This window comes from Dehalobacter sp. CP (assembly GCF_047652685.1).
GTDB lineage: Bacteria > Bacillota > Desulfitobacteriia > Desulfitobacteriales > Syntrophobotulaceae > Dehalobacter.
In genome coordinates, this window is sequence record NZ_CP157399.1 from 2,466,020 (window position 1) to 2,487,263 (window position 21,244).

The following is a 21,244-nucleotide window of genomic DNA, read 5'->3' on the forward strand; positions in this document are numbered from 1 at the left end:
AGTACATGTTATTTTTTATTATTTTTAGTTGTTTTTGGTTGTATTAATTTGTATAATCTGATTGAGGTGATCATGATATGTCGATGGATAAGGAGCTTATGACTGCCCAGGCGCTGGCTGAAGCACTCGATCTTTCAACCGAGACTATTTGGAAATATACACGTGAGAAAAAAATACCGTTTATCGAGTTGAACGGCAAGCAGTACCGCTATATACTGGCAGATGTTCTCAACGCACTCACAAATACCGCCTCTTCCGTGCAGGAAAAATCAAACGAATATACCGCAGAATCTTCCAGGAAGCTGACTTACGAAGACTATCTGAAAATACCTGATGAACCCGGTTACCGCATCGAGATTCTCGATGGCATTATGGTAAAAGAGCCTGCTCCAAATGTCAGCCATCAGCGTGTTTTGCTTCGGTTGACATGGATTCTTGAAGATCATTTTCGGGGAAATGATCCCGAAGGCGAAGTATTTGTGGCACCTCTTGATGTAACATTATTAGATATCAACGTGGTCCAGCCTGACATTCTTTACGTTTCCGGGCAGCAAAAACAGATCATCAAAGAAGCCCGTATCAATGGCCAGCCAACAATCGTAGTCGAAATCATTTCCCCATCCAGCAGGCGCAAAGATCGTCTGCAGAAGCTGCAGATTTACCAGAAGACCAAGATCCCGCATTACTGGCTGGTCGATCCGGCTGAGAAAACCCTCGAATGTTTTGTACTCAGGGATGGTTCCTACGTCTTAGCTGCAGCAGGCATGGATGAAGATGTTGTAGATCATCCATATTTCACTGGTTTATCTATTCCATTGAAATCATTATGGTAGAAATTATGCGATAAATACGCTGGGTAAATCCGCAATATATTCACATCCGGGTCCGGCCCAAATAAGCCTCCTGAAGCAGAGCATCCGAGATTGCTTCTTTGGAGCTTCCGTAGTGAACAATCCTACCTCGCTCCATGACGAGTACACTGTCCGCCACTTTCAAGGCGGCTTTTGTATTTTGTTCGACCAGTACGACCGTGACGCCGGACTCTTTCATCCCGACCAGGATCGCCATGATCTCGCGTACGACAAGCGGGGCCAGCCCGATGGAAGGTTCGTCGAGCAGCAGCAGTGAGGGCCTGGCCATAAGGGCCCTGCCTATTGCCAGCATCTGCTGTAGACCGCCGCTTAAAGAACCGGCCAAATCCTTTTCTCTTCCCTGCAGCAGAGGGAATAATTTCAAGACTTTCTCCACATCGTTTGGGATATCCGCCTTGTCCTGACGATAACGGTGAAAAGCCCCCATCATCAGGTTATCCATCACGCTTAGCCCGCTGAATATCTCTCTTTTTTCCGGTATAAGAGCGATACCGGCTCTGACGATTTTTTCCGGTGACTTGCCGGCTATCTTTTTGTTCTGAAAAATGATTTCTCCTGCAGCAGGCTTGTATAACCCCGCGAGAGTCCCTAGCAGGGTACTTTTGCCTGCGCCATTGGCTCCGAGAATCGCCAGCAATTCTCCCTGCCTGACATTCAGGGATACATTTTTCAGCGCATGCACATAGCCATGATAAACATTGAGACCATTTACACTAAGCAATTTGCTCATCCTCTCCGAGATAGGCCTTGATCACTTCCGGGTGAGCCTGAATTTCTGCCGGGGTTCCCTGGGTGATCACCTCCCCGAAATTTAGGACAACAATCCTATCAGCAGCTTCCATGACCGTTTCCATATCATGTTCAATCATTATCATGGTCATACCTTGACTGCGAAGTTTTTTCAAATATTCTGTCAGGATTTCAGATTCAGCAGCATTTAATCCTGCAGCTGGTTCATCAAGCAGGATCAGTTTGGGCTGAGAAGCAAGGGCTCTGGCAATTTCCAACAGTCTTTGCTGTCCAAACGGCAAAACTGCTGCCGGCAGACCAGCTGACTCCGCTAAACCAACCTCTTCAAGCAGTTTCAGGGATTCAACCCTGATTTTCTTTTCTTCCGCAGAGCGTTCAGGGGAAGAAAGAAACGACTTGACGAAGCCTTTTTTTCCCTGCAGGTAAGCACCAGTCATAACATTTTCCAGCACAGTCATGCTGCCGAAAAGCTGCAGGTTCTGGAAAGTTCTGCTTACTCCAGCCTGAGCTGTCTTATACGGCTTCATTCCGGTGATCATCTTTCCTTCCAATAACACTTCACCCTCATCCGGTTGATACATTCCGGTAATCAAGTTAAAAATCGTCGTTTTTCCTGCACCGTTAGGCCCTATAAGCGCTGTGATTTTTGCTTCTTCAACCCCAAAGCACACATGTTTGACAGCCATAATGCCGCCAAAATGTTTTGTAATTCTGTGTAGCTCCAGAAGCATGGCCCTTTCCCTCCTTCTATAGCATTGATACGCAAATCTATCATTATTTGATATTTGAATCATCGTTCTGTATATAGGTTAGTTGACTTCATTTCCATCTTGAACCAGACTCTTTTTTGAACTTTGAAAGAATTCCCCGATACTGCTTAACCCCTGAGGACGGTATATCATGAGTGCAACCAGGATGATTCCGTAAATAATGATCTGGTATTCACCGCCGGCTCCGGGAACGATGAGCGGTATCAACTCTTTTAATATCTCGTTTAAGGCCACGACGACCACAGCCCCAAGCAAAGGTCCCCAAAAGGTACCCAGGCCGCCAATCACTGCCATCAGTACAAACTGGACGGAAGCATGAAAAGTAAACGGTGACGGACTGATAAAGGTCATATAGAAAGCATAAAGGCCCCCTGCCAAACCCGTAAGCAGCGCACTGAAAATAAAGGCCTGCAGCTTAAGCTTAACACAGTCAATACCGGCATTTTCTGCCGCATACTCACTCTCTCGGATCGCACATAAGGCCCTGCCTGTTCTGGAACGGACTAAATTTCGTATTCCCAGCAGTATCAGGACCAGAATGATCCAGATCAGGATATAGAATTTCCTGTCACTGTTTAAAATAAGACTGCCAATGCCCAGATGCGGAATACCGCTGATCCCGGACGGCCCTCCGGTTATTTCTCCGCCTTCGGTAAATACTATATGGACTAAAATCCCAAAGCCGAGCGTCGCGAGGGCAAGGTATAGCTCGCGCAATTTAAGGGTCTGTCGGCCAATTAGGACCGCAATAATTCCGGGAAAAAGAATTGCTGCCAAAAGGGCTAACAGTGACGGCCAATGAAAACGCGTCGTTAATATCGCGGCCGTATAAGCGCCTAAACCAAAAAACGCCGCATGACCAAACGACACCTGCCCCGCATAACCCATCAGTATTCCCAAGCCCTGGACAACGATCGCATACAGGCCGATAACAATCAGTAATCCATAAAGATAATTGCTGTTAAGCAGGAGCGGGATAATCAACAATACCAGCATGATGACAGCTCCGCTGAATTTAAATATAATCTTTTTCACCAAAGATACGCTCCTTACCATATGATGCTGTAAATCTTACTCAAAAGAAATCAAATCAATACCAAAAGGAAACCCTGTTTTAAGATTAAATTTTACGCTCGCTGATTGCACCCAGGATCCCTTCCGGCCTGATTAAAAGGACTGCAAGAAGAATCACAATAGAGATCGCATCATTCAACCCGGAGGAAATCAGTCCGGAACTGTAGGCTTCCAAAAGCCCCAGGATTAATCCCCCCAGAACAGCTCCGGATATACTGCCCAATCCGCCAATTGTTGCCGCGATAAAACCTTTGACGCCTAACATAAAGCCCATATCATACGTGACCATCGTCACCGGTCCGATGCAGATTCCTGCGGCGGTAGCCAGAGCACCTGAAAAAACAAATGCGGCTAGGGAAATCGTACTCAGATTGATCCCCTGCAGCTGGGCTCCGATGGGACTGAGGACGGAAGCTTTAACTGCTTTTCCCCAGTACGTCCGTCCAAAAAAAGTGTTGACGCAGATCAGTGTTGCCGCTGCCAGCAAAAATACCCAGATGCTCTGAGGATTGAGTGCCGCCCCGCCTGCCATGATTGGTCCGCTAGCCGTAAAGGAGGGCAGAGAGTAGGTATCCGTTCCCCAGATCAGGAGAGCCAGTCCCCTTAAGGATATGGAAATACCAATTGTAATGATCAGCATCGTCAGGCTGCTGGCTCCCCTGGCTTGGTTGATCGTCAGCCTTTCGAGCACCCCCGCCAACAAAGCGACAACAACCATGGCGAGAAGGGAGGCCGCTATTAGCGGCATCCCCATTGATTTGAAACTGACCGTCAGAAGTGCCCCGATAACCAGAAATTCCCCAAGGGCTAGATTTAATATGCCTGTTACTTTATAGGTGATGACCAGGATAAGGGCAATAATGGAATAAATACTTCCAAGCGTAAGCCCGCTGAATAATAGCTGCAGTAGTTGTTCTCCCATCAGGTTTCACTCCGTTACTGTAATTTCGCCCTCGTTACTGTAATATTTTCCATTTGCTGTCTTCGATCTGAACCAAAACGGCGGAATCCTCGCTTAAGCCATTATGATTCTGTTCAGACATATTAAATACCCCGGATACGCCGACAAGTCCCTGCGTTTTTTCCAGTTCATCCCGAATGGCGCTGCGGTCCGGACCAGCTTTTTCGATCGCCTTGACCAAGAGACTTAAAGCATCTGCCGCATAACCACCGAATGAATTGGGTGCGGTATTGTATTTGTTTTGGTAATCATTGATATAACTTGTAAGCACTGCTTTCTGCGGATCAGAATCCGCAATCTGATCGGCCACTGGAAGCTTGCCGATTGGAAGGATCACTCCGTCAGCAGCGTCCTTGGCAAGTTCGATGAACTTTTGATTACCGACGCCATGACTGTGAATGAGCGGAATCGTCAGTCCAAGATCTTTATAGTTCTTCGTCAGGATGGAGGCCGAAGGCGGAATCGCCCATACGACGACTGCCTGAGCTCCGCTGCTCTTGATATTCGTCAATTGCGGCGTCATATCATTGTCTGTCGCGTCAAATTTTTCTTCGGCAACGATGGTGATCCCATTGGGGGGAGCTGCAGCGCTGATGGCCTTCTTGCCATTGTCGCCATAGGCATTGTTCATATACATAAAGGCAATCTTCGTCATGTTATTCTTCTTGAGATATTCCATGATTTTATTGATCATGACAATATCGCTCTGGGCTGTTTTAAATACCCATTGTCTTTCAGCAACCGGTTCAACGATGCTGCTGGCTGCTGCCAGAGAAATCATCGGAGTTTGCGCATCCTGGACAGTTTTAATGATGGCCATCGAGGTTCCGCTGGAGCTGCCGCCTAAAACTGCAAGGACGCCTTTTTCGATCAGCTTATTCGCAGCAAGTACAGCCTCAGTCTCATCACTTTTATTGTCCTCAATGATCAGTTCAATCGGATGGCCTTGAATACCGCCTTCGGCATTGATTTTGTCCACCATCATCAACAGTGTATCGCGTTCAGGTGTGCCCAAAGAAGAGGAAGTCCCGCTGATATCGAGAACCGCACCCACTTTGTAAGGTTCTGCTGTCTCACTGCCTGCCGTACTGCTCTTCCCGGAGCTGCAGCCCCCCAATATCAGGCTGACCGCCAATAATAAAGCTACTACCATACTCCCTGTGAAACCTTTGAACTTTCTTTTCATCATCCTTCACTCCTACATTCATATTTTTCTGATACACCAGAAAACAACAAGCCACAGCCTTCGCCGGGACGAAAGCTGTGGCCTTCCGCGGTACCACCCCAGTTAGCCGGATCACTCCAGCCCTCTCTTAAGAGTACGAATAAAGAAATCTTTCCCTGCTGAAACTTAGGTGTGGTCCGTGGACATCCGTGGCCTTGCTAGCCGCTCCTTGCAGCCAACTAAAAAAACACTTCTCATCCCTGAAGGGACGAAAGTGCTTCGCGGTACCACCCTATTTGGGTCTAAGCAGACCCCACTTTTCAGTAGGTACGGGACTTTATTCTTCCTTATACCCCCTCCCTTTTAACGGTGGGAGCCTCCGTCCAGGCCTACTTACCCAAAGGTTTCAGTCCGGAAGTTCAGGGGTGAACCTTCAACGATCAATGCGATAGAAACGCTTTCAGTCTAAGACGTTTCCTCCCTGGAAAGCTCATACCGTTTACTTTACCCCATCATTACTTTTATACAATAATGTTATTGATTTGAATCTATATTATCACAGAGTTTTGAGATTCGTCAATTAGAAATATATTTGTTCTGTACCTATTTGTTCTGTATCACTATAGTAAAAAAGTAAAATATATTTCAGGATGGTATAAGATTTAGGGTTGACATGGTAATCCGTAAAGGCGGGTTATTCTTTTTTTAGAATTTAGTTGCATAGTATTGCTAAAATATGATAAAATAACTTTTGTCTAAAAAACGTGCGGTAGTTAGATGTTTCGAAGGGGGTGACTGTATGCCAAATATTAAATCAGCAATCAAGAGGGTCCAACTAAGCAAATTACAGAATGCCAAGAATACTGCTGCCAGATCTTCCTTACGAACCGCTATTCGTCGTTTTGAGGAAGCTGTAAACAATAATCCTGAAAATGCTGTTGAAGCTCTGCAAAAGGCTTCCCGTGCACTTGATAAAGCTGCTGCCAAAGGTTTGATCCACAAAAACAAAGCAGCTCGCAAAAAATCCAGAATGGCCAAAAAATTTCAGGCTTTGAGTAATAAAGCCAGCTAAGCAACGCTGCACGAGTCCCTCCATGGACGTCGCAGCATCCGTGAAGGCTATTTAAACGCTTCACGCTCCATAGACATTAGAGAGGATATCTCAGAACCCTGAGGCATCCTCTTTTTATGATTACGTTATTTCTTACATAATCGTATAACCATTATTTCCAGTAGCAGCTGAGGGTTCCCTCCGCTGCTTTTTAACGCCAGCTCAGTCTGAAGACAATCTTCCATGGCCTCAGCCAATCTGTTGGCTGAAAAAGAGCCCGCTTGCTGAAAGAGTTTATTTCCTTCAAAGAATGTCCTGATTCCTGCAGTGCCCATAAAATCATTGACTGTGCCCTTGCGGGCCCGCCAAATGCTCGCTGCCAGCAACAGCCGGATATGGCGGACAATCATGGTATGCACCTTGAGGTAATGTTCCTGACTGAGCACTTCGCTAAGCCTGGCCAATGCGTCTTTGGTATTCTCTGCCGCGATGGCATCCAACATCGCAAAGACCGTCGTCTCGATCATCGGCAAACTTATTTTCCGGATATCTTCAATTTCTATGTTTTGTTTTTCTCCGGTATATAGAGCTAATTTGGCCAGTTCCTGACTGAGCGCCCCCGTCTGGTGACCAGCCCATTCCAGAAGAAACGAAGCGACGGGAACACTCAGGTTCTTCCCGTTTTGAAGCGCTTCTTTTTGCAGCCAGGCCATCCATTCCGACTGGCCCCTCGGAAAAGCAAATTCCACTGTTTTCCCGTTTTTATTGATTTCCTTAAACAGTTTTCTGCCTTTGTTTACTTTTTCCGATATCAGAACCAGGCAAGTGGACGGATTAGGGTTCAGACAGTATTCCAGCAAGATATCCGGGTCGCTTTCTCTCCCTGAATCGGATCGTTCTGTTTCTTCGGTGCTTTTTTCCGGTTCGGAAGTGCCTTTGGTCCTGCCCGTACTGAAATATGAAAGATCGTCAACAACCACTAGTTTTCCGGAAAAAAAGGCTGTCATATTGGCAGCCTGGATCATTTCTTCCCGGGTTTGTTCTTTTCCGTTAAGAAGTTCTGTATTGCTGCCGGAAGGATCATCCAGCAGATAATAATTTTTCAGTAGTTTCAAAGCCTCGGTGAGAGAATAACGGTCCTCGCCGTACCAGAGATAAACGGAGGGAATACCATGGTTCTCTATATCATGTTTGATTATATCTAATGTCATATCCTATTTTCTCCTTGAAGTTAAGAAGAAATTCTCTTATTTGTAATCAAAGGTTATTTTTGATAATTCAACCAAGTTTTGTGAGTTTTCACTTACTTCCTCGATTGCAGCGGTGATTTCCTGTGTTGCTGCTGCCTGATTTTCAGCAATACCGCCAATTTGGTTGATTTCGTTGATAATGCCTTCAATAGATTCTCTCATCTGAGTAAGTATTTCGTTAACCATTTTAGCTGAGTCGTTACTTTGGGCGGCAAGTTTACGCATTTCTTCCGCAACCACCGCAAAGCCTCTTCCCTGTTCTCCTGCGCGGGCCGCTTCAATTGCGGCATTCAAACCCAGCAGGTTAGAATGTGAGGATATATCAGAAATGGCGCTAATGACCTTATTAATTTCTTTAATTTTCACGGCGGATTCATTTGCGGATTTTACCACATTGCTGATTTTGAAAGAAAGCCCTTGTGATCCTGAGGCAACTTCCTGCAATCCGGCGTTTGCTTGCTGAAGCGTTGCTGCTAAACCTTGAGAAATTTCTTCAACTCTGCCCTCTTTTTCTAGGCTTTTACCGATTCCGACACAACCAATGATTTCTCCATCGGGTGCTTTAATTGGGTATGTGAATGACGCAAACGGGATACCGTATCTCTCTTTGGACATAATATCCGATCTGATTTTACCTGTTCTCATCGCTTCAACAAGGTGAGGGTGATCACTAACCTTAAAACTTGAATCCACCTTCGTATTAAGTTTATAGCCGGAGTAGTGACAGAGCGCGTCCGTCCTATTCGTAATCAGCACCATAACGTCTTCCTGCATTATTTCTTTTAAATTGGCTAATACCATCACGTAGGCTTCCAAGATTTCTTCATAGCTTTTTACATGGTTTTCTGCAAGATCCATAGAAATATCTTCCTCTCTCTTCACAAAATGACCTATTTAGTAATTATTTTGAATTATCTCTACTATAACGCAGAACAAATAACTTTTCAACCAAAGATCATTGGGATCTTACAACAAAAAAAGTCCCCCTCAACGGATGAAGGGGAAAGAAAGAGGAGGAGAAAAGAGATGTTCATTTGGTATTATTTCCATGCACTTCCTCTTTTTATTCATGTTCTTTGATATTTTTTTGTATTTCCGTATTAAAATTAAGTCTTTACTGGACAAATTTAATGTTTCAGACCGAAAATATTTAGACGGTTTCCGGTTCAGCGTAATCTACACCTTTGGTGTCGACGGTTACGCTTTTCATTACCTGTTCCTGATTGGGCCTGTCCTGATAGTTACTTTCGACAGATACAATATGATCGACAGATTCCATGCCTTCGATCACCTTGCCGAAAGCTGCATATTGGCCGTCTAGATGAGGTGCATCATTAACCATGATAAAGAACTGAGAACCAGCTGAATCTGCCATTCTGGAGCGGGCCATTGACAGGACTCCGCGGCTATGCTTCAGATCATTAATGAAGCCGTTGCCGGAAAATTCTCCTTTGATACTGTAGCCTGGATTGCCCATTCCCGAACCCTGCGGGCATCCTCCCTGAATCATAAAACCAGGAATGACTCTGTGAAAAATCAGACCGTCATAGAAGCCCTTCTTAATTAATGAGATAAAATTATTGACAGTATTCGGGGCTATTTCAGGGTAAAGTTCGGCCTTCATGACATCCCCGTTGGCCATTTCAATCGTCACAATCGGTTTTTCCATGATCGATAACTCCTTTTCAACGTATGAATTATTCATTCAGTTGTTGATTATAGCATAAATTTACATAAAAAAGAAATGAGTAGTTTACCTGCCTGTCGTTATCTTACAGCCCTTTTTATTGATGATTAATTGTATTGTACCGTCCATATCTGTCCGATATACGGGTACACCTCTTTGGTCCCAATAGCTGATAACTTCCCGGGAAGGATGGCCAAAGCTGTTTTTGCCTACAGAAACAAACACCGCCCGGGGATTGGTTCTGTCAAACCAGGCTGTATCCAGTGAGCCTTTTCCGCCATGATGCGGAATTTTTATAAAATCCGAATTCCAGTCAGCCCCTCTGTCTAATATAGATTCCATTTCTTCTACTTCCATGTCCCCTGTAAGCAGAATTTTCCATCCGAGATATTCCAGCTGCAAAACCAAAGAATTATTATTTGGGTCAGCTCCGGTGTTCTTTATTTCTTCGACCGGGGCCATGATCTCGATCTGCAACCCGGAAAAGAAGTGGATACGGTCTCCTGCCTTGAGGGTTACAAACTTTTTGTAATTCCGGAAATATTCCGCCGGAATTCCCGACTGCCATTCTTCATTTGTTATTCTATCACCCGCTTCGGGAACTGCGACTTCTGCCACAGGCAAATTAGCCAGCAGATATTGCGCCCCTCCCAAATGATCAGCATCCTCGTGCGTGATAAAAAGAAAAGCCAATTTACCTATTCTTTTTTCCATCAGATAAGGAAGCACAATTTTTTCTGCTGCATTGTAGTTCTCCTTACGGGGACCGGTATCGACAAGCAGGTTCTCTCGGGCCGTCTGAATCAGGATACAGTCCCCTTGGCCCACATCAATAAACGAAATTTCCAGGGCCTTGCCGGCCGACCAGGGGTGCCAGAGCAGCATCATCATAAGCAAAGCGAAGACATATCTAAATTTAATAAAACTTAACAGTTTCGCAGAACTTAGTTGTTTTGTAGAATCCAGGAACTTTGCAGCCCACAGATTAAAATATCCCGGCTTCGTATGGTGCGGCTTATTTTCGTTCTTACCAGGCTTGAGTGTGTCACCTATTCTGCTCAGGCAGGGCAGTAATCGTAATCTCTTCGCAGCTGATCTGAGTCTTCTGATCTGTACGCTCCAAATAAATTTTATTCTTTCCGTACCGAATAACACCCCTGCCAAAAGTGCATACCAGGCTATCCAGAAGATCATGCCGGGATTCAATACCCAAAAATAGGCCCAGGGGAAAGATGCAATCAGCGTCAATATATGGTCAGAGATCTCAAGCAGCCATACTGCAGCTTGAAAAAAAATGGATGGGATACCCGGAACAAAAGATAATACCGTTCCAATAAGCCCGATCTGCAGAACCGCGCCGAGCATAAAAAGGATACATATATTGGTGATCAGCCCAGCCAAAGACAGTTTGTGAAAAACATTCGTCATAATGGGTATCACGGCAATCTGAGCGCCAAATGATACTGCTGCAGGTAGTCTCAGTAATTCAGGCAGCCTGCCGAACCAGGCATTTTTCATCAACTGGGGTGATAGAACCAGCATTCCCCAAGTAGCAGCAAAGGAAAGCTGAAAGCCTATATCACGCAAAAATAAAGGATTCCATAAATAAAGAATCAACGCAGCAAAGAGAAGCCATCTAAGCGGCGACATCTTTCCACTGCCTAAGCGGCCGATCAAGACTGAGGTTCCTAAAATGGTTGCCCTTAAGATAGGCGGATTACCGCTGCATAAGACTGCATAACACAAGATAACCCCAATCGTTGCGACAATCCTGGCTTTCCGGGGCAGGCCAAACAGAGACAGCCATGCCAGGGCCATCACAAAGGCCACATTAGATCCCGAAGCCGCAAAAACATGCATGACTCCTGCGGCCTTGTACATCTCCAGTGTTTTCGCAGAGATCCCGCTGGAATCCCCAAACAAAATTCCTTCAAGAATACCGGCTTGCTCCGGCCAGGACGCAGTCAGAATATCATGTACATGCTGACGTATCCTTCAGGTAAAACCCGGAACACCTTCCTCCAGTACATCAGCTTCCCCGAAGGCTGTAATCGTGCCACTTAAGCCTCTTACAGCATAATAAAGCGGAAGGTCAAATTCGCCCTCTGTTCCCGGAGGTTTGGGATGCTCCAGCCTGGCTGTGACCAAGATGGTGTCTCCGGGCTTAACCCGATCCCATCCCTTCATATACACCCCATCTTCTTCGGGGTAAACACGAAAACTGTATTTTTCCCCCAAGCGTTCTTCCGTTCCGGGATAAACATCTTCCAGGATGAAAATCCCCTGACCGGTCTTATCATCAATCCGCCAATCCGATAGTCTGCCCTGTATCTCAATTCTTTCTATAAGCAGCGGAGAAGCGATATTGTTCTCTGCCGGCATCCCATACAAAAAACCTGTTAAAAGCCCGCAGGCCAGCAGTACCGCTTCAGGTTTGGAAGCCCTGCCAAAAAAATCGAGTGGTTTCCAGATAACCACGATTCCTATGACTAAAAGCAAGCAGATGGCCAATATGAATATTCTTGCTTCTTTTTCACTTTGAACGGCCAGCAATCCACCTGTCAGCACAGCTATAGCCTGACTGACCAGTTTATCTTTCATGACGCTTTCATGCCCCTTCATGACCTTTTTTTCATTTTAGTATGCAAACACCCTATGATCAGTCTGAGAGCTGCAGTTCCGCTATGAGCGGAGCAGGATAACGCAGCGCGGCTATTTGCGGATTGTGTCCTTCATGGCACGCGGATATTGTGGCCCACAGACTTGCCTCAGACATACTGTTTTATCACGTTACGGACCGACAGAGATATACTTCTCCATTTTCTCATAGGTCTTTGAACCGATCCCCGAAACATTTTGAATCTCTTCCGGTGCGGAGAACCACCCGTTTTCCGTACGATAATCAATAATTCGCTGGGCTAAGGCCGGACCGATCCCCGGAATAGTATCCAGTTCATTAATACCTGCGGTATTGATATTGACTTTTGTCGATAATCCGTCTGTTGTACCCGCCGACTGAGCTACGCTGTTCTCGGTCTTATTTTGAGTCTTATTTTGGACCTCATTTCCGGTTAATTGACCCGTCCCGGTACTCTTTGAGGCCACAATTATTTTTTGTCCATCCTTGAGCTTTTGGGCAGGATTCAATACTTCAAGGTCAGCTTCACCTGTCAATTCCGCTGCCTGCAGCGCATCATCCAACCTGGCATTCAAAGGGAGGCGCAAAAGACCGGGATGCACAACTGCACCCGAAATATAAACCACAATCTCCCTGTTTTCTTCTGCCTGATTAACTTCAACCGGGCTGTTTACTGGCAAAAACAGTTTCACAACGGCCAGAACCAGTAATACACCCAAAATGCCCCACCAAAGCAGCCTCAGCTTTTTCTCCAAACGTCCATACCCCCCTCTTTTTCCATTATTCTCCATTTACTTCCAAATTCCTTTGTGTGGATCACATTTTTTTGCCGTTTCCAAGTTAATCAGCGCGCTTAAACTTTAAACCTGATCATGAGAATGTTCCCATTTCTATTCCAAAACATAGAATATATCAGCCGAAACTGGCAAATTTTTACAAGGAGGTGCTCTCGCTCCCAATGACATTATTTAGAGGAACCCATCTGAATTATGAACTTGTTGCTCCTTATGCAGGGAATCAGGCCACAGTAAGTCTCTTTGACGGTAAAACCTACCACGGACAAATTGTTGAAGTCCGTCAGGACGGTATTCTGTTTCATTCCAATAACCCGGGATTTCTGTTTCTTCCGTTCCTGGCTATAGCCGCTTTAGCACTGAGTATTCCTTTTGCTTACGGGGCAGGCCTGGCCTACGGCTCCCGTTATGCTTATGGCCCTTACCCGTACGGGCCTTACAGGCCATACCCTTATTATTAATTCCTCATTCTGATCTTCTGAATTGCACCGCAGCATTAGGCCAGTTGAACACTTTGTTATCCCTAACGTGTTGACACCAGGCACTTCGTGTGTCATTTTCCGTGGCAAACCAGCCACGATTCTCTATTCGAATCGTGGCTGGTTTTAACTGTATATTTAAATTTGACACAATTGGTAAATATGTTACAATTGCATTAGCTAATTTTTTATATTAGCTAATGTGGAGGTGCTCTAATGGAAATTACCTCAACTGAAGCCCAGAATAATTTTGGCCGCTATCTGAAGCTAGCCTGGTTTGAAGACATTATTATCACGAAAAACGGCAAAAAAACAGTAGTCGTTAGACGCTATGAGGAGCCCGGAAAAGATGTTTCAGTCGTTGCTGAAAGAGCTGAAAGCTATTCCTGGGGCCAAGAAAAGATCACGTATGAAGACTTTTTAATGCTCTCTGAATCAAGTGAAAATCGCTACGAGTATATTGACGGAGAGGTCTACCTTTTGGCTTCTCCTACTTATGACCACCAGTGCATCATCATGGAAATATCCAATGTCCTGTACAACTATTTCAAAGGCAAGAAATGCCGTCCGCTGACTTCTCCGTTCGACGTAACCCTTTCAGTCAGTGACAATAAAAATGTTGTCCAGCCTGATATGATTGTGATTTGCGATACTGAAAATATCAATGAAAAAGGCAGGTATACCGGCGTACCTACCCTGGTTCTTGAAGTATTGTCCGATTCAACACAAAAAAAAGACCTGCTGAAAAAACTAAGTTTATATCTGCAGGCCGGTATATTGGAATATTGGATTGTGAATCCCTGGCGCAGAGAAGTGTATTTATACTGCTTTGCCGAACAGGATATCAGGGAATACCGCGTTTATCAGAGCAACGATACGGTCAAGTCTCTATATTTTGAAGGCTTGTCTGTCCCTCTTGAACAGCTATTTTCTTAAACCGTCTTACCTCACAACGATATTCACCAGTTTACCCGGAACCGTGATCACTTTGATGACGGTTTTTCCTTCAAGGTGCTGTTTGACTTTTTCTGAAGACAGAATCATCTTTTCCAGTCCCTCTTTAGAAATTTCGGCTGGGACCTGAACCTTGTCGCGAACTTTTCCGTTTACCTGGAGAATAATCGTGATCTCCTCTTCGATCAGCGCCGTCTCATCTTCAATGGGCCAAGCCTGTTTATGAATGCTTTCGGTGTTTCCAAGTTCTGCCCAGAGCTCTTCGGCGATATGTGGCGCAAACGGTGCCAAGAGCTTCAGCAGTGTTTCAATGCCTTCTCTGGCAACGGCCAGGTTGGCATCTTTTTCTTCTTTATATAGGTAAAGCGCGTTAACCAATTCCATAATGGAGCTGATCGCGGTATTGAAATTAAATCTGCTGCCGACATCATTGGTAACTTTCCTGATGGTACTGTGCGTGGTAAAACGCATTTGTTTGGCTTTGGCATCGAGCTCCGCGAAGGATTCACGTGTAGCACTGCCATTTCCTGCAGAAGCCAGAGCAGCTTGATACTGGACAATAAGCCGCCAGACACGGTTTAAAAAGCGGTAGCAACCTTCAACACCCTGTTCGCTCCACTCCAGATCCCGTTCAGGCGGGGCAGCAAACAGAATGAACATTCTAGCCGTGTCTGCACCATATTTGCCGATGATCTCCTCAGGGCTGACGACATTTCCTTTGGATTTGGACATCTTGGAACCGTCCATGCAGACCATTCCCTGGGTAAGCAGATTCGCAAATGGCTCATCCACCTGGAGGTAGCCAAAATCTCTCAGGGCTTTAGTAAAAAAGCGTGAATAGAGCAGATGCAGGATCGCATGCTCGACACCGCCGACATACTGGTCGACGTTCATCCATTTGGCAGCGTTTTTTTCGTCAAAAGCCTTATCCGGATTCCGCGGGTCACAATACCTCAGATAGTACCACGAAGAGCACATGAAGGTGTCCATCGTATCGGTTTCTCTTCTGGCAGGGCCTCCGCACTTCGTACAAGTTGTTTGCACAAAGCTCTGGGAAGTGGTCAGCGGGTTTTCACCGGCCTTGAACACGACATCATCAGGCAGCAGCACCGGCAGCTGGTCATCCGGCACAGGCACAACGCCGCACGTATCACAGTAAATCATCGGAATAGGCGCACCCCAATAGCGCTGACGGGAAATCAGCCAGTCTCTAAGGCGGTAATTGATTTTACGCTCACCAAGCTGCAGCTTTTCCAGTTTGGCAGCCATCCTGTCCCAGGCCATCCGGTTATCCAGTCCGTCAAAATCAAGGGAGTTGACCATGGTCCCGTCTTCAATATACGCTTCTTTCATCGGCATATCTTTATCTGCAGTGGAAACTTTAGGATCAAGAATGACTCTCGCGATCGGCAGACCGTACTTCCCGGCAAAGGCAAAATCTCTTTCATCATGTCCCGGAACCCCCATAACAGCTCCGGTTCCATATTCGAGAAGAACGTAATTGGCAATCCAGATCGGGATCCTCTCTCCGCTTAATGGGTTGATGCAGTAGTTTCCGATAAACATACCTTCTTTTTCTGCTTCCGATGAGGTTCTCGCAATTTCGTTCAAGCCTTTCATCTTCTCGATAAAAGCGAGCACGCCTTGTTCATACTGTGTTCCTTTGACGAGCTGTGTAACCAGCGGATGTTCCGGGGCAAGAACCACATAGCTCACGCCAAAAATCGTATCGACTCTGGTCGTGAATACAGTGATCATATCCGTGGTGCCTTCAATTTTAAATCTAGCTTCGGCCCCTTCAGAACGGCCAATCCAGTTGCGCTGCATGGTTTTTACTTTTTCCGGCCAGCCTGTAAGCTTATCCAAGTCATTTAAGAGCTGCTCCGAATAATCCGTAATTTTGAAAAACCATTGTTCCAGATCTTTTTTGGTAACAGGTGTATCGCAGCGCTCGCAGGCGCCGTCCACGACCTGTTCGTTCGCCAACACTGTCGCGCAGGACGGGCACCAGTTTACAGCGGCCTTCTTCTTATAGACCAAACCATGTTGATAGAACTGATTAAAAATCCATTGTGTCCAGCGGTAATACTCGGGGTGGCAGGTTGCAACTTCTCTGTCCCAATCGTAGGAAATACCCATCTCCTGAAGCTGTCGCTTCATGTTCGCAATATTTTTCCAGGTCCACTCTGCCGGCGGTGTCTGATGCTTGATCGCGGCATTTTCAGCGGGAAGGCCGAAGGCATCCCAGCCAATCGGGTGCAGCACATCATAGCCCTGCATCCTTTTGAAGCGGGCAATCACATCAACGATCGAATAATTGCGGACATGTCCCATATGTAAATTTCCAGATGGGTATGGAAACATGGCAAGTGCATAAAACTTTTCTTTACCGCTATTCTCCTCAGTTTTTCCTGCTTTGTTCTCCAGCCAGGCTTTCTGCCATTTTGACTCAATCTCGTTGAACAAATATCTTTCCTGCATAGATCCGACCTCCAAAGTTCTTTCCAACAGAACAGTCTTTAATTGTTCTGCAAAAATAGATAAAAACCCCCATCCCCAAGGGACGAGAGTTTGCTCCCGCGGTACCACCCTAATTCTGTGCGCTTAAAGATTATAACGGTTCTCACCGGCATCCGTTGCTGCCCGGACACTGCTCAAGAACGAGTTCCCCGCCTGGTGAAAACGGCTCACACCAACCGCCGTCTCTCTGATTCATCCCTTTCAGGTACTGCTTTCCTTCAAAGCGTAAAAATATTAGATTGGATATTCAAATTAATGATTTAATCGTTTAGATTTTAATTCTATATAGAATCAAAAATCAGTTATATAATACGACTTCCCGGGCATCGGCCCACAGTCTTTCCAGACTATAAAACTCTCTGGTATCTGGTGTCATAATATGTATAACCAGATCCCCACAGTCGATCAGCACCCACTGAGCTTCAGGAAGCCCTTCTATCCTTAAAACCGAAATCCCGATCTCGGGTAATTTTTCTGCAAGGTACTCGGTAATTGCTTTGGTCTGAGTTGTGCTGTTTGCCGTGGCAATCATAAAATAATCTGCAATGACGGATATTCCCTTTAAGTCAAGGGTCAAAATATTTCCGCCTCTTTTATCATCAATAAAGTCAACTACTTTCTGCAGCTGGTCATGACTTATTTCCAAATTCTAACCTCCTTTAGACGCTTTTCCATTTTTCAAATCTTCATACGTCAGAATCGTCAGCGGATGAATCGGTTTATTGTTCTCCTTCAGATAGTACAAGGTATGCTCCACACAAGCCAGTGTACCTGTCTTAAGGTCATGATACAACTTCTGACGAAGCTTGTCTACACCGGGGAAATTCCTCCCGGGTTCCGTGAGATCGGCACTGTAAATCAACATTTCCAGAAGGGACATACCCGGTCTCCCCGAGGTATGATTCGCAACCGCATTCAGGACATCCTCGTTTTTTATCGCGTAAAGGTTCTGCAGCATATAAGCTGCGACTCTTCCGTGAATAACCTGGGGAATTTCCAGATCTTCCGGATAAAGAATAAGGCCCCATTCCCGGGCTTTTTTCAGCTGTTCCGGATAAATATACTCCTTAGCCAGGTCATGGGTAAGCGCAGCTAAGCCCGCATCTCCCTCTTTTACACCGAACTTCGGGGCAAGTTCCACGGCTAGAGCTTCTACCCCAAGCGTGTGCTGAAATCTTTCCAGCGAAAGTTTTCGTGAGGCTAAAGTCCTGAAATATTCCAGCCGGTCGTTCACAACGTTCAACCTCTCTTAGTTTAGCGCTCCTTGCCGTCCATGATACCGGCAGCTTTATATCATCCTTGGTAACGCTGCACCGTAAAGGCTATTTAACGCCTTCCTCTCCACGGACGTCGCGGCATTAGGCCACCCGTGGGCAAACTACAAGAATACGGTACAGTTTGCTGTACCGTATTCTCTCGGGTCCAGGGTCCGAAAATGTAAGATAAACCAGGATTCTTCGTGCTATTTATATAGAGCCCTATGACTCATTAAAGATCAGAATTTATCTTAACAGAAACCCCTAACCAAAAACATTAGACAGTTTGGCGAGGTCTCGCTTCGTTTACTGTCAATGAACGGCCATTGAACTCACTGCCGTTAAGTTCTTCTGCTAAGCGCTCGGCGTCCTCTGAAGCAACTTCTACAAAGCCAAAGCCTCTTGAGCGACCGGTTTCTCTGTCGGTAATGATTCTGCTGCCGATTACATTGCCAAACCGAGCAAAGTACTCAGTCAGTTCCTCCGAAGTCGTACTCCAGGGGAGATTGCCCACGTACAGGGTTTTTGTCATGGAATTCACCTCTAAAATAATTTTGTTTATAGTATGAAACAACTATTACTATAGTATACAATCCTATCGGAAGTCAAATGTTTATTTACTGATGTAAATATTATTTTCTATGATGAAACGCCGCACTTCTTCTGGAAGCAAATAACGGATAGACTTGTTATTCCAGATCCTTTTTCTGATATCTGTCGAAGATATAGCCAGAGCGGGAATTTCCATCTCGAATATTCTGTTTTGGGCATAAGGATATCTGTCAAATAATTCTCCCAAAAAAACACCAATTTCATACCCCGGTCTCGAAGCCCCGATAATTTGGGATATTCCAATAATCCCTTCTGCTTCCCGCCAATTCAAAATATCCCGGAGCGCATCCGAACCGGTGATAAAAAAAAGTTCCTGTTCGGGGAACAACAGATGCAGGGCTTTTAAAGTGTCATAGGTGTATGAAGGGCCTTCCCTGTCGATCTCAATTCTGGATGCGATAAAATTCTCATTGTCGCGGATAGATATTTCGACCATCGCAAAACGCAGATCCGAATTTGCAATCTGGTAATCAACTTTATGCGGAGGAATGCCTGTGGGGATGAATAAGACCTTGTCAAGCGCAAATTCGACCCTGGCTGTCTCCGCAGCCACCAGATGGCCGTAATGAATTGGATTAAACGTTCCTCCCATGATGCCAATCCGGCGTCTGCCGGCGATTGACTCGCGAACACTCCGTTCCATTATTTATCTCCTAAATTTTTATTATTAGGCAAGTCTCCGTAACCTATAGCCGTTTACGTCAGGCTGCGCCCTCTATAGTGAATCGTTCTTTGTCATGCATGACGCATTCGGCCCCGTAAAGGCAGCAAAAAAAAATATGTCAGGGCAGCTCTATTTTTGGTTTTTCGCTGGCCTTCCGATAGAGCAGAAAATTCCGCCCGATCACCTGAACCAATTCTGAACGGGTAGCTTCGGCCAGCTCGGAGGCGATATTTTTCGGGGCATCGGCACAATTCTGGAGCACCCGTCCCTTAATCAGCTCTCTTGCCTCCAACACATCGGCGGCCTGTTTAATCATATTATCTGTAATTTCATCTTTGCCAACGATTAAAATGGGTTCCATTTCATTCCCCATAGCCCTTAAAAACCTTTTCTGTTTGCCTGTCAGCATGCTATTGTCCTCCCTCCGACCATTCCAACTCCAACTTTCCGATCGATACTTTATTACCTTCTTTGATCCCCTGTTCCTTCAGTGCATCGTCGACTCCCATCACTTTAAGGATATTCTGGAAGCGCATGACACCGTCATCCGTATCAAGGTAGGCCATCGCCGCATGTCTTTCAATCTCTTTGCCTGTAATGATATACATGCCGTTTTCACGCGTAATGACAAATCTGTCCTCGCTTTGGACCTGCACCATGCGATGTTCATCAGGATCAGCTGAAAGTCCAATCAGCGGTACTTCAGGAAGGATTTGTATCACCTTGTGCAGTAATTTATCGATTCCCTCTCCGGTTACCGCTGAAATTGGGTAGATTTCATAGGCATCCCCAAATTCCTCACGGAGGCGCCGGAGATTTTCCTCGGAACCGTTAACATCCATTTTGTTCGGAACAACAAGCATCGGCCTTTCAGCAAGGGCTGGACTGTGCAGTTTGAGTTCCTGGTTGATGATTTTAAAGTCTTCCAGCGGGTCTCTGCCCTCGGAACCCGAAATGTCCAGGATATGAAGAAGCAGTCTGGTACGCTCGATATGACGCAGAAATTCATGTCCAAGTCCTGCGCCGGAATGAGCCCCTTCGATAATTCCCGGGATATCCGCCATGACAAAACTCTCATCCTCTACCTGAACGACGCCAAGATTCGGGATTAGGGTCGTGAAATGATAGTCTGCGATCTTGGGGCGGGCAGCCGATACCCTCGAGATCAGTGTGGATTTTCCGACGTTCGGGAATCCCACCAGGCCGACATCTGCCAGAAGCTTCAGTTCAAACAGAAGCCAAAGCTCTTCCCCTGGTTCTCCGCGCTCCGCCACTGTAGGAGCCTTGTTTGTATTACTCATAAAACGGGCATTTCCACGGCCGCCCCGGCCGCCTTTGGCAATGGTGATCCTTTGCCCATGCCGGGTAAGATCAGCCAGAATTTCGCCTGTACCCTCATTTTTGATTATCGTTCCCGCCGGTATACGCAACACCAGGTTTTCTGCGCCTTTTCCGTGCATATCCTTGCCTTGCCCATGTTCGCCGCGGTCTGCCTTATAATGGCGGCGATAGCGGAAATCCACCAGGGTCCGCAGACCCTCATCCGCTTCGAGGATGATATCCCCGCCACGGCCGCCGTCTCCGCCATTAGGCCCTCCCAACGGAACATACTTCTCCCTGCGGAAAGATACAGCTCCTGCTCCGCCGTCTCCAGCTTTTACATATATTTTTGCGCGATCATAAAACATTCATTAACCCCTTCATTCGGATTTTTCTAAAGAAAACTTGGCTGGCGCCAAGCCTTTGG

At 46.0% G+C, this 21,244-nt stretch carries 22 protein-coding genes and 2 other annotated features; of the genes, 4 read left to right on the forward strand and 18 right to left on the reverse strand.

Annotation, left to right across the window (positions count from 1 at the left end; genetic code table 11):
* The first annotated feature begins 77 nt into the window (after positions 1-77).
* Positions 78-833 (forward strand): Uma2 family endonuclease, encoded by a 756-nt coding sequence (locus AAH944_RS12270; protein WP_415535141.1) that lies wholly within the window; start codon positions 78-80, stop codon positions 831-833.
* 40 nt (positions 834-873) lie between these two features.
* On the opposite strand, the gene AAH944_RS12275 is transcribed toward AAH944_RS12270, so the two are convergent.
* The 5 genes from AAH944_RS12275 to AAH944_RS12295 all read right to left on the reverse strand — a co-directional run bounded on the left by AAH944_RS12275 (position 874) and on the right by AAH944_RS12295 (position 5,613).
* Positions 874-1,593, reverse strand: a complete 720-nt coding sequence (locus AAH944_RS12275; RefSeq protein WP_415537883.1) for an ABC transporter ATP-binding protein — start codon at positions 1,591-1,593, stop codon at positions 874-876.
* Entirely contained in the window at positions 1,586-2,353 is a 768-nt protein-coding gene (locus AAH944_RS12280; RefSeq protein ID WP_415535142.1) for an ABC transporter ATP-binding protein, read from the reverse strand. Before AAH944_RS12280 ends, AAH944_RS12275 begins: the two co-directional genes overlap by 8 nt.
* Positions 2,354-2,431: 78 nt before the next feature.
* On the reverse strand, positions 2,432-3,427 hold the full coding sequence (locus AAH944_RS12285; protein WP_415535143.1) for a branched-chain amino acid ABC transporter permease: 996 nt from the start codon (positions 3,425-3,427) through the stop codon (positions 2,432-2,434).
* An 85-nt stretch (positions 3,428-3,512) separates the two neighbouring features.
* On the reverse strand, positions 3,513-4,388 hold the full coding sequence (locus tag AAH944_RS12290; RefSeq protein ID WP_415535144.1) for a branched-chain amino acid ABC transporter permease: 876 nt from the start codon (positions 4,386-4,388) through the stop codon (positions 3,513-3,515).
* Between the two features lie 34 nt (positions 4,389-4,422).
* Positions 4,423-5,613 carry an ABC transporter substrate-binding protein gene (locus AAH944_RS12295; RefSeq protein ID WP_415535145.1) on the reverse strand — a complete coding sequence of 397 codons (1,191 nt, stop codon included), beginning with the start codon at positions 5,611-5,613 and terminating at the stop codon, positions 4,423-4,425.
* A gap of 240 nt (positions 5,614-5,853) precedes the next feature.
* Positions 5,854-6,117 (reverse strand) — a binding site (T-box leader).
* 274 nt (positions 6,118-6,391) lie between these two features.
* Between AAH944_RS12295 and rpsT the strand changes: the two genes are divergently transcribed.
* Positions 6,392-6,664 carry a 30S ribosomal protein S20 gene (gene rpsT, locus AAH944_RS12300; RefSeq protein WP_415535146.1) on the forward strand — a complete coding sequence of 91 codons (273 nt, stop codon included), beginning with the start codon at positions 6,392-6,394 and terminating at the stop codon, positions 6,662-6,664.
* Positions 6,665-6,789: 125 nt separating this feature from the next.
* Here the strand turns inward: rpsT and holA are convergent, their stop codons facing one another.
* The 6 genes from holA to AAH944_RS12330 all read right to left on the reverse strand — a co-directional run bounded on the left by holA (position 6,790) and on the right by AAH944_RS12330 (position 12,973).
* Entirely contained in the window at positions 6,790-7,854 is a 1,065-nt protein-coding gene (gene holA, locus AAH944_RS12305; protein ID WP_415535147.1) for a DNA polymerase III subunit delta, read from the reverse strand.
* A gap of 36 nt (positions 7,855-7,890) precedes the next feature.
* Positions 7,891-8,751: a methyl-accepting chemotaxis protein gene (locus AAH944_RS12310; protein WP_415535148.1), complete on the reverse strand. Its 861-nt coding sequence runs from the start codon at positions 8,749-8,751 to the stop codon at positions 7,891-7,893.
* 292 nt (positions 8,752-9,043) lie between these two features.
* The gene (locus AAH944_RS12315) at positions 9,044-9,562 is read right to left on the reverse strand and encodes a peptidylprolyl isomerase (RefSeq protein ID WP_415535149.1); all 519 of its coding nucleotides are present in this window, start codon (positions 9,560-9,562) and stop codon (positions 9,044-9,046) included.
* Positions 9,563-9,646: 84 nt separating this feature from the next.
* A complete protein-coding gene (locus AAH944_RS12320) occupies positions 9,647-11,503 on the reverse strand; it encodes a ComEC/Rec2 family competence protein (RefSeq protein WP_415535150.1) in 1,857 nt (618 codons plus the stop codon).
* 72 nt (positions 11,504-11,575) lie between these two features.
* The gene (locus AAH944_RS12325; protein WP_415535151.1) at positions 11,576-12,181 is read right to left on the reverse strand and encodes a DUF4131 domain-containing protein; all 606 of its coding nucleotides are present in this window, start codon (positions 12,179-12,181) and stop codon (positions 11,576-11,578) included.
* Between the two features lie 189 nt (positions 12,182-12,370).
* On the reverse strand, positions 12,371-12,973 hold the full coding sequence (locus tag AAH944_RS12330) for a helix-hairpin-helix domain-containing protein (RefSeq protein WP_415535152.1): 603 nt from the start codon (positions 12,971-12,973) through the stop codon (positions 12,371-12,373).
* A 203-nt stretch (positions 12,974-13,176) separates the two neighbouring features.
* On the opposite strand from AAH944_RS12330, the gene AAH944_RS12335 reads away from it, so the two are divergent.
* Entirely contained in the window at positions 13,177-13,473 is a 297-nt protein-coding gene (locus AAH944_RS12335) for a hypothetical protein (RefSeq protein ID WP_415535153.1), read from the forward strand.
* Between the two features lie 234 nt (positions 13,474-13,707).
* Positions 13,708-14,427 carry a type II toxin-antitoxin system prevent-host-death family antitoxin gene (locus AAH944_RS12340; RefSeq protein ID WP_415535154.1) on the forward strand — a complete coding sequence of 240 codons (720 nt, stop codon included), beginning with the start codon at positions 13,708-13,710 and terminating at the stop codon, positions 14,425-14,427.
* 6 nt (positions 14,428-14,433) lie between these two features.
* Here the strand turns inward: AAH944_RS12340 and leuS are convergent, their stop codons facing one another.
* The 7 genes from leuS to obgE form a co-directional block, all read right to left on the reverse strand.
* Entirely contained in the window at positions 14,434-16,926 is a 2,493-nt protein-coding gene (leuS, locus tag AAH944_RS12345) for a leucine--tRNA ligase (RefSeq protein WP_415535155.1), read from the reverse strand.
* 75 nt (positions 16,927-17,001) lie between these two features.
* Positions 17,002-17,196: a binding site (T-box leader), on the reverse strand.
* Positions 17,197-17,263: 67 nt separating this feature from the next.
* The gene (gene rsfS / locus AAH944_RS12350; protein ID WP_415535156.1) at positions 17,264-17,611 is read right to left on the reverse strand and encodes a ribosome silencing factor; all 348 of its coding nucleotides are present in this window, start codon (positions 17,609-17,611) and stop codon (positions 17,264-17,266) included.
* A gap of 3 nt (positions 17,612-17,614) precedes the next feature.
* A complete protein-coding gene (gene yqeK, locus AAH944_RS12355; protein ID WP_415535157.1) occupies positions 17,615-18,199 on the reverse strand; it encodes a bis(5'-nucleosyl)-tetraphosphatase (symmetrical) YqeK in 585 nt (194 codons plus the stop codon).
* A 299-nt stretch (positions 18,200-18,498) separates the two neighbouring features.
* A complete protein-coding gene (locus tag AAH944_RS12360; RefSeq protein ID WP_019226560.1) occupies positions 18,499-18,753 on the reverse strand; it encodes an RNA recognition motif domain-containing protein in 255 nt (84 codons plus the stop codon).
* Between the two features lie 81 nt (positions 18,754-18,834).
* The gene (gene nadD / locus AAH944_RS12365; protein WP_415535158.1) at positions 18,835-19,476 is read right to left on the reverse strand and encodes a nicotinate-nucleotide adenylyltransferase; all 642 of its coding nucleotides are present in this window, start codon (positions 19,474-19,476) and stop codon (positions 18,835-18,837) included.
* Positions 19,477-19,615: 139 nt separating this feature from the next.
* A complete protein-coding gene (gene yhbY, locus AAH944_RS12370; protein ID WP_415535159.1) occupies positions 19,616-19,906 on the reverse strand; it encodes a ribosome assembly RNA-binding protein YhbY in 291 nt (96 codons plus the stop codon).
* A 1-nt stretch (position 19,907) separates the two neighbouring features.
* Positions 19,908-21,185 (reverse strand): GTPase ObgE, encoded by a 1,278-nt coding sequence (gene obgE / locus AAH944_RS12375; RefSeq protein ID WP_415535160.1) that lies wholly within the window; start codon positions 21,183-21,185, stop codon positions 19,908-19,910.
* Between the last annotated feature and the right edge of the window lie 59 nt (positions 21,186-21,244).

Coding starts and splice junctions, on each gene's coding strand:
- nadD (WP_415535158.1), bottom strand. CDS start 19,476: ATGGAACGGAGTGTTCGCGAGTCAATCGCCGGCAGACGCCGGATTGGC.
- rpsT (WP_415535146.1), top strand. CDS start 6,392: ATGCCAAATATTAAATCAGCAATCAAGAGGGTCCAACTAAGCAAATTA.
- AAH944_RS12270 (WP_415535141.1), top strand. CDS start 78: ATGTCGATGGATAAGGAGCTTATGACTGCCCAGGCGCTGGCTGAAGCA.
- AAH944_RS12280 (WP_415535142.1), bottom strand. CDS start 2,353: ATGCTTCTGGAGCTACACAGAATTACAAAACATTTTGGCGGCATTATG.
- AAH944_RS12295 (WP_415535145.1), bottom strand. CDS start 5,613: ATGAAAAGAAAGTTCAAAGGTTTCACAGGGAGTATGGTAGTAGCTTTA.
- yhbY (WP_415535159.1), bottom strand. CDS start 19,906: ATGCTGACAGGCAAACAGAAAAGGTTTTTAAGGGCTATGGGGAATGAA.
- AAH944_RS12340 (WP_415535154.1), top strand. CDS start 13,708: ATGGAAATTACCTCAACTGAAGCCCAGAATAATTTTGGCCGCTATCTG.
- AAH944_RS12325 (WP_415535151.1), bottom strand. CDS start 12,181: ATGAAAGATAAACTGGTCAGTCAGGCTATAGCTGTGCTGACAGGTGGA.
- AAH944_RS12360 (WP_019226560.1), bottom strand. CDS start 18,753: ATGACAAAAACCCTGTACGTGGGCAATCTCCCCTGGAGTACGACTTCG.
- AAH944_RS12310 (WP_415535148.1), bottom strand. CDS start 8,751: ATGGATCTTGCAGAAAACCATGTAAAAAGCTATGAAGAAATCTTGGAA.
- obgE (WP_415535160.1), bottom strand. CDS start 21,185: ATGTTTTATGATCGCGCAAAAATATATGTAAAAGCTGGAGACGGCGGA.
- leuS (WP_415535155.1), bottom strand. CDS start 16,926: ATGCAGGAAAGATATTTGTTCAACGAGATTGAGTCAAAATGGCAGAAA.
- holA (WP_415535147.1), bottom strand. CDS start 7,854: ATGACATTAGATATAATCAAACATGATATAGAGAACCATGGTATTCCC.
- AAH944_RS12290 (WP_415535144.1), bottom strand. CDS start 4,388: ATGGGAGAACAACTACTGCAGCTATTATTCAGCGGGCTTACGCTTGGA.
- AAH944_RS12335 (WP_415535153.1), top strand. CDS start 13,177: ATGACATTATTTAGAGGAACCCATCTGAATTATGAACTTGTTGCTCCT.
- AAH944_RS12315 (WP_415535149.1), bottom strand. CDS start 9,562: ATGGAAAAACCGATTGTGACGATTGAAATGGCCAACGGGGATGTCATG.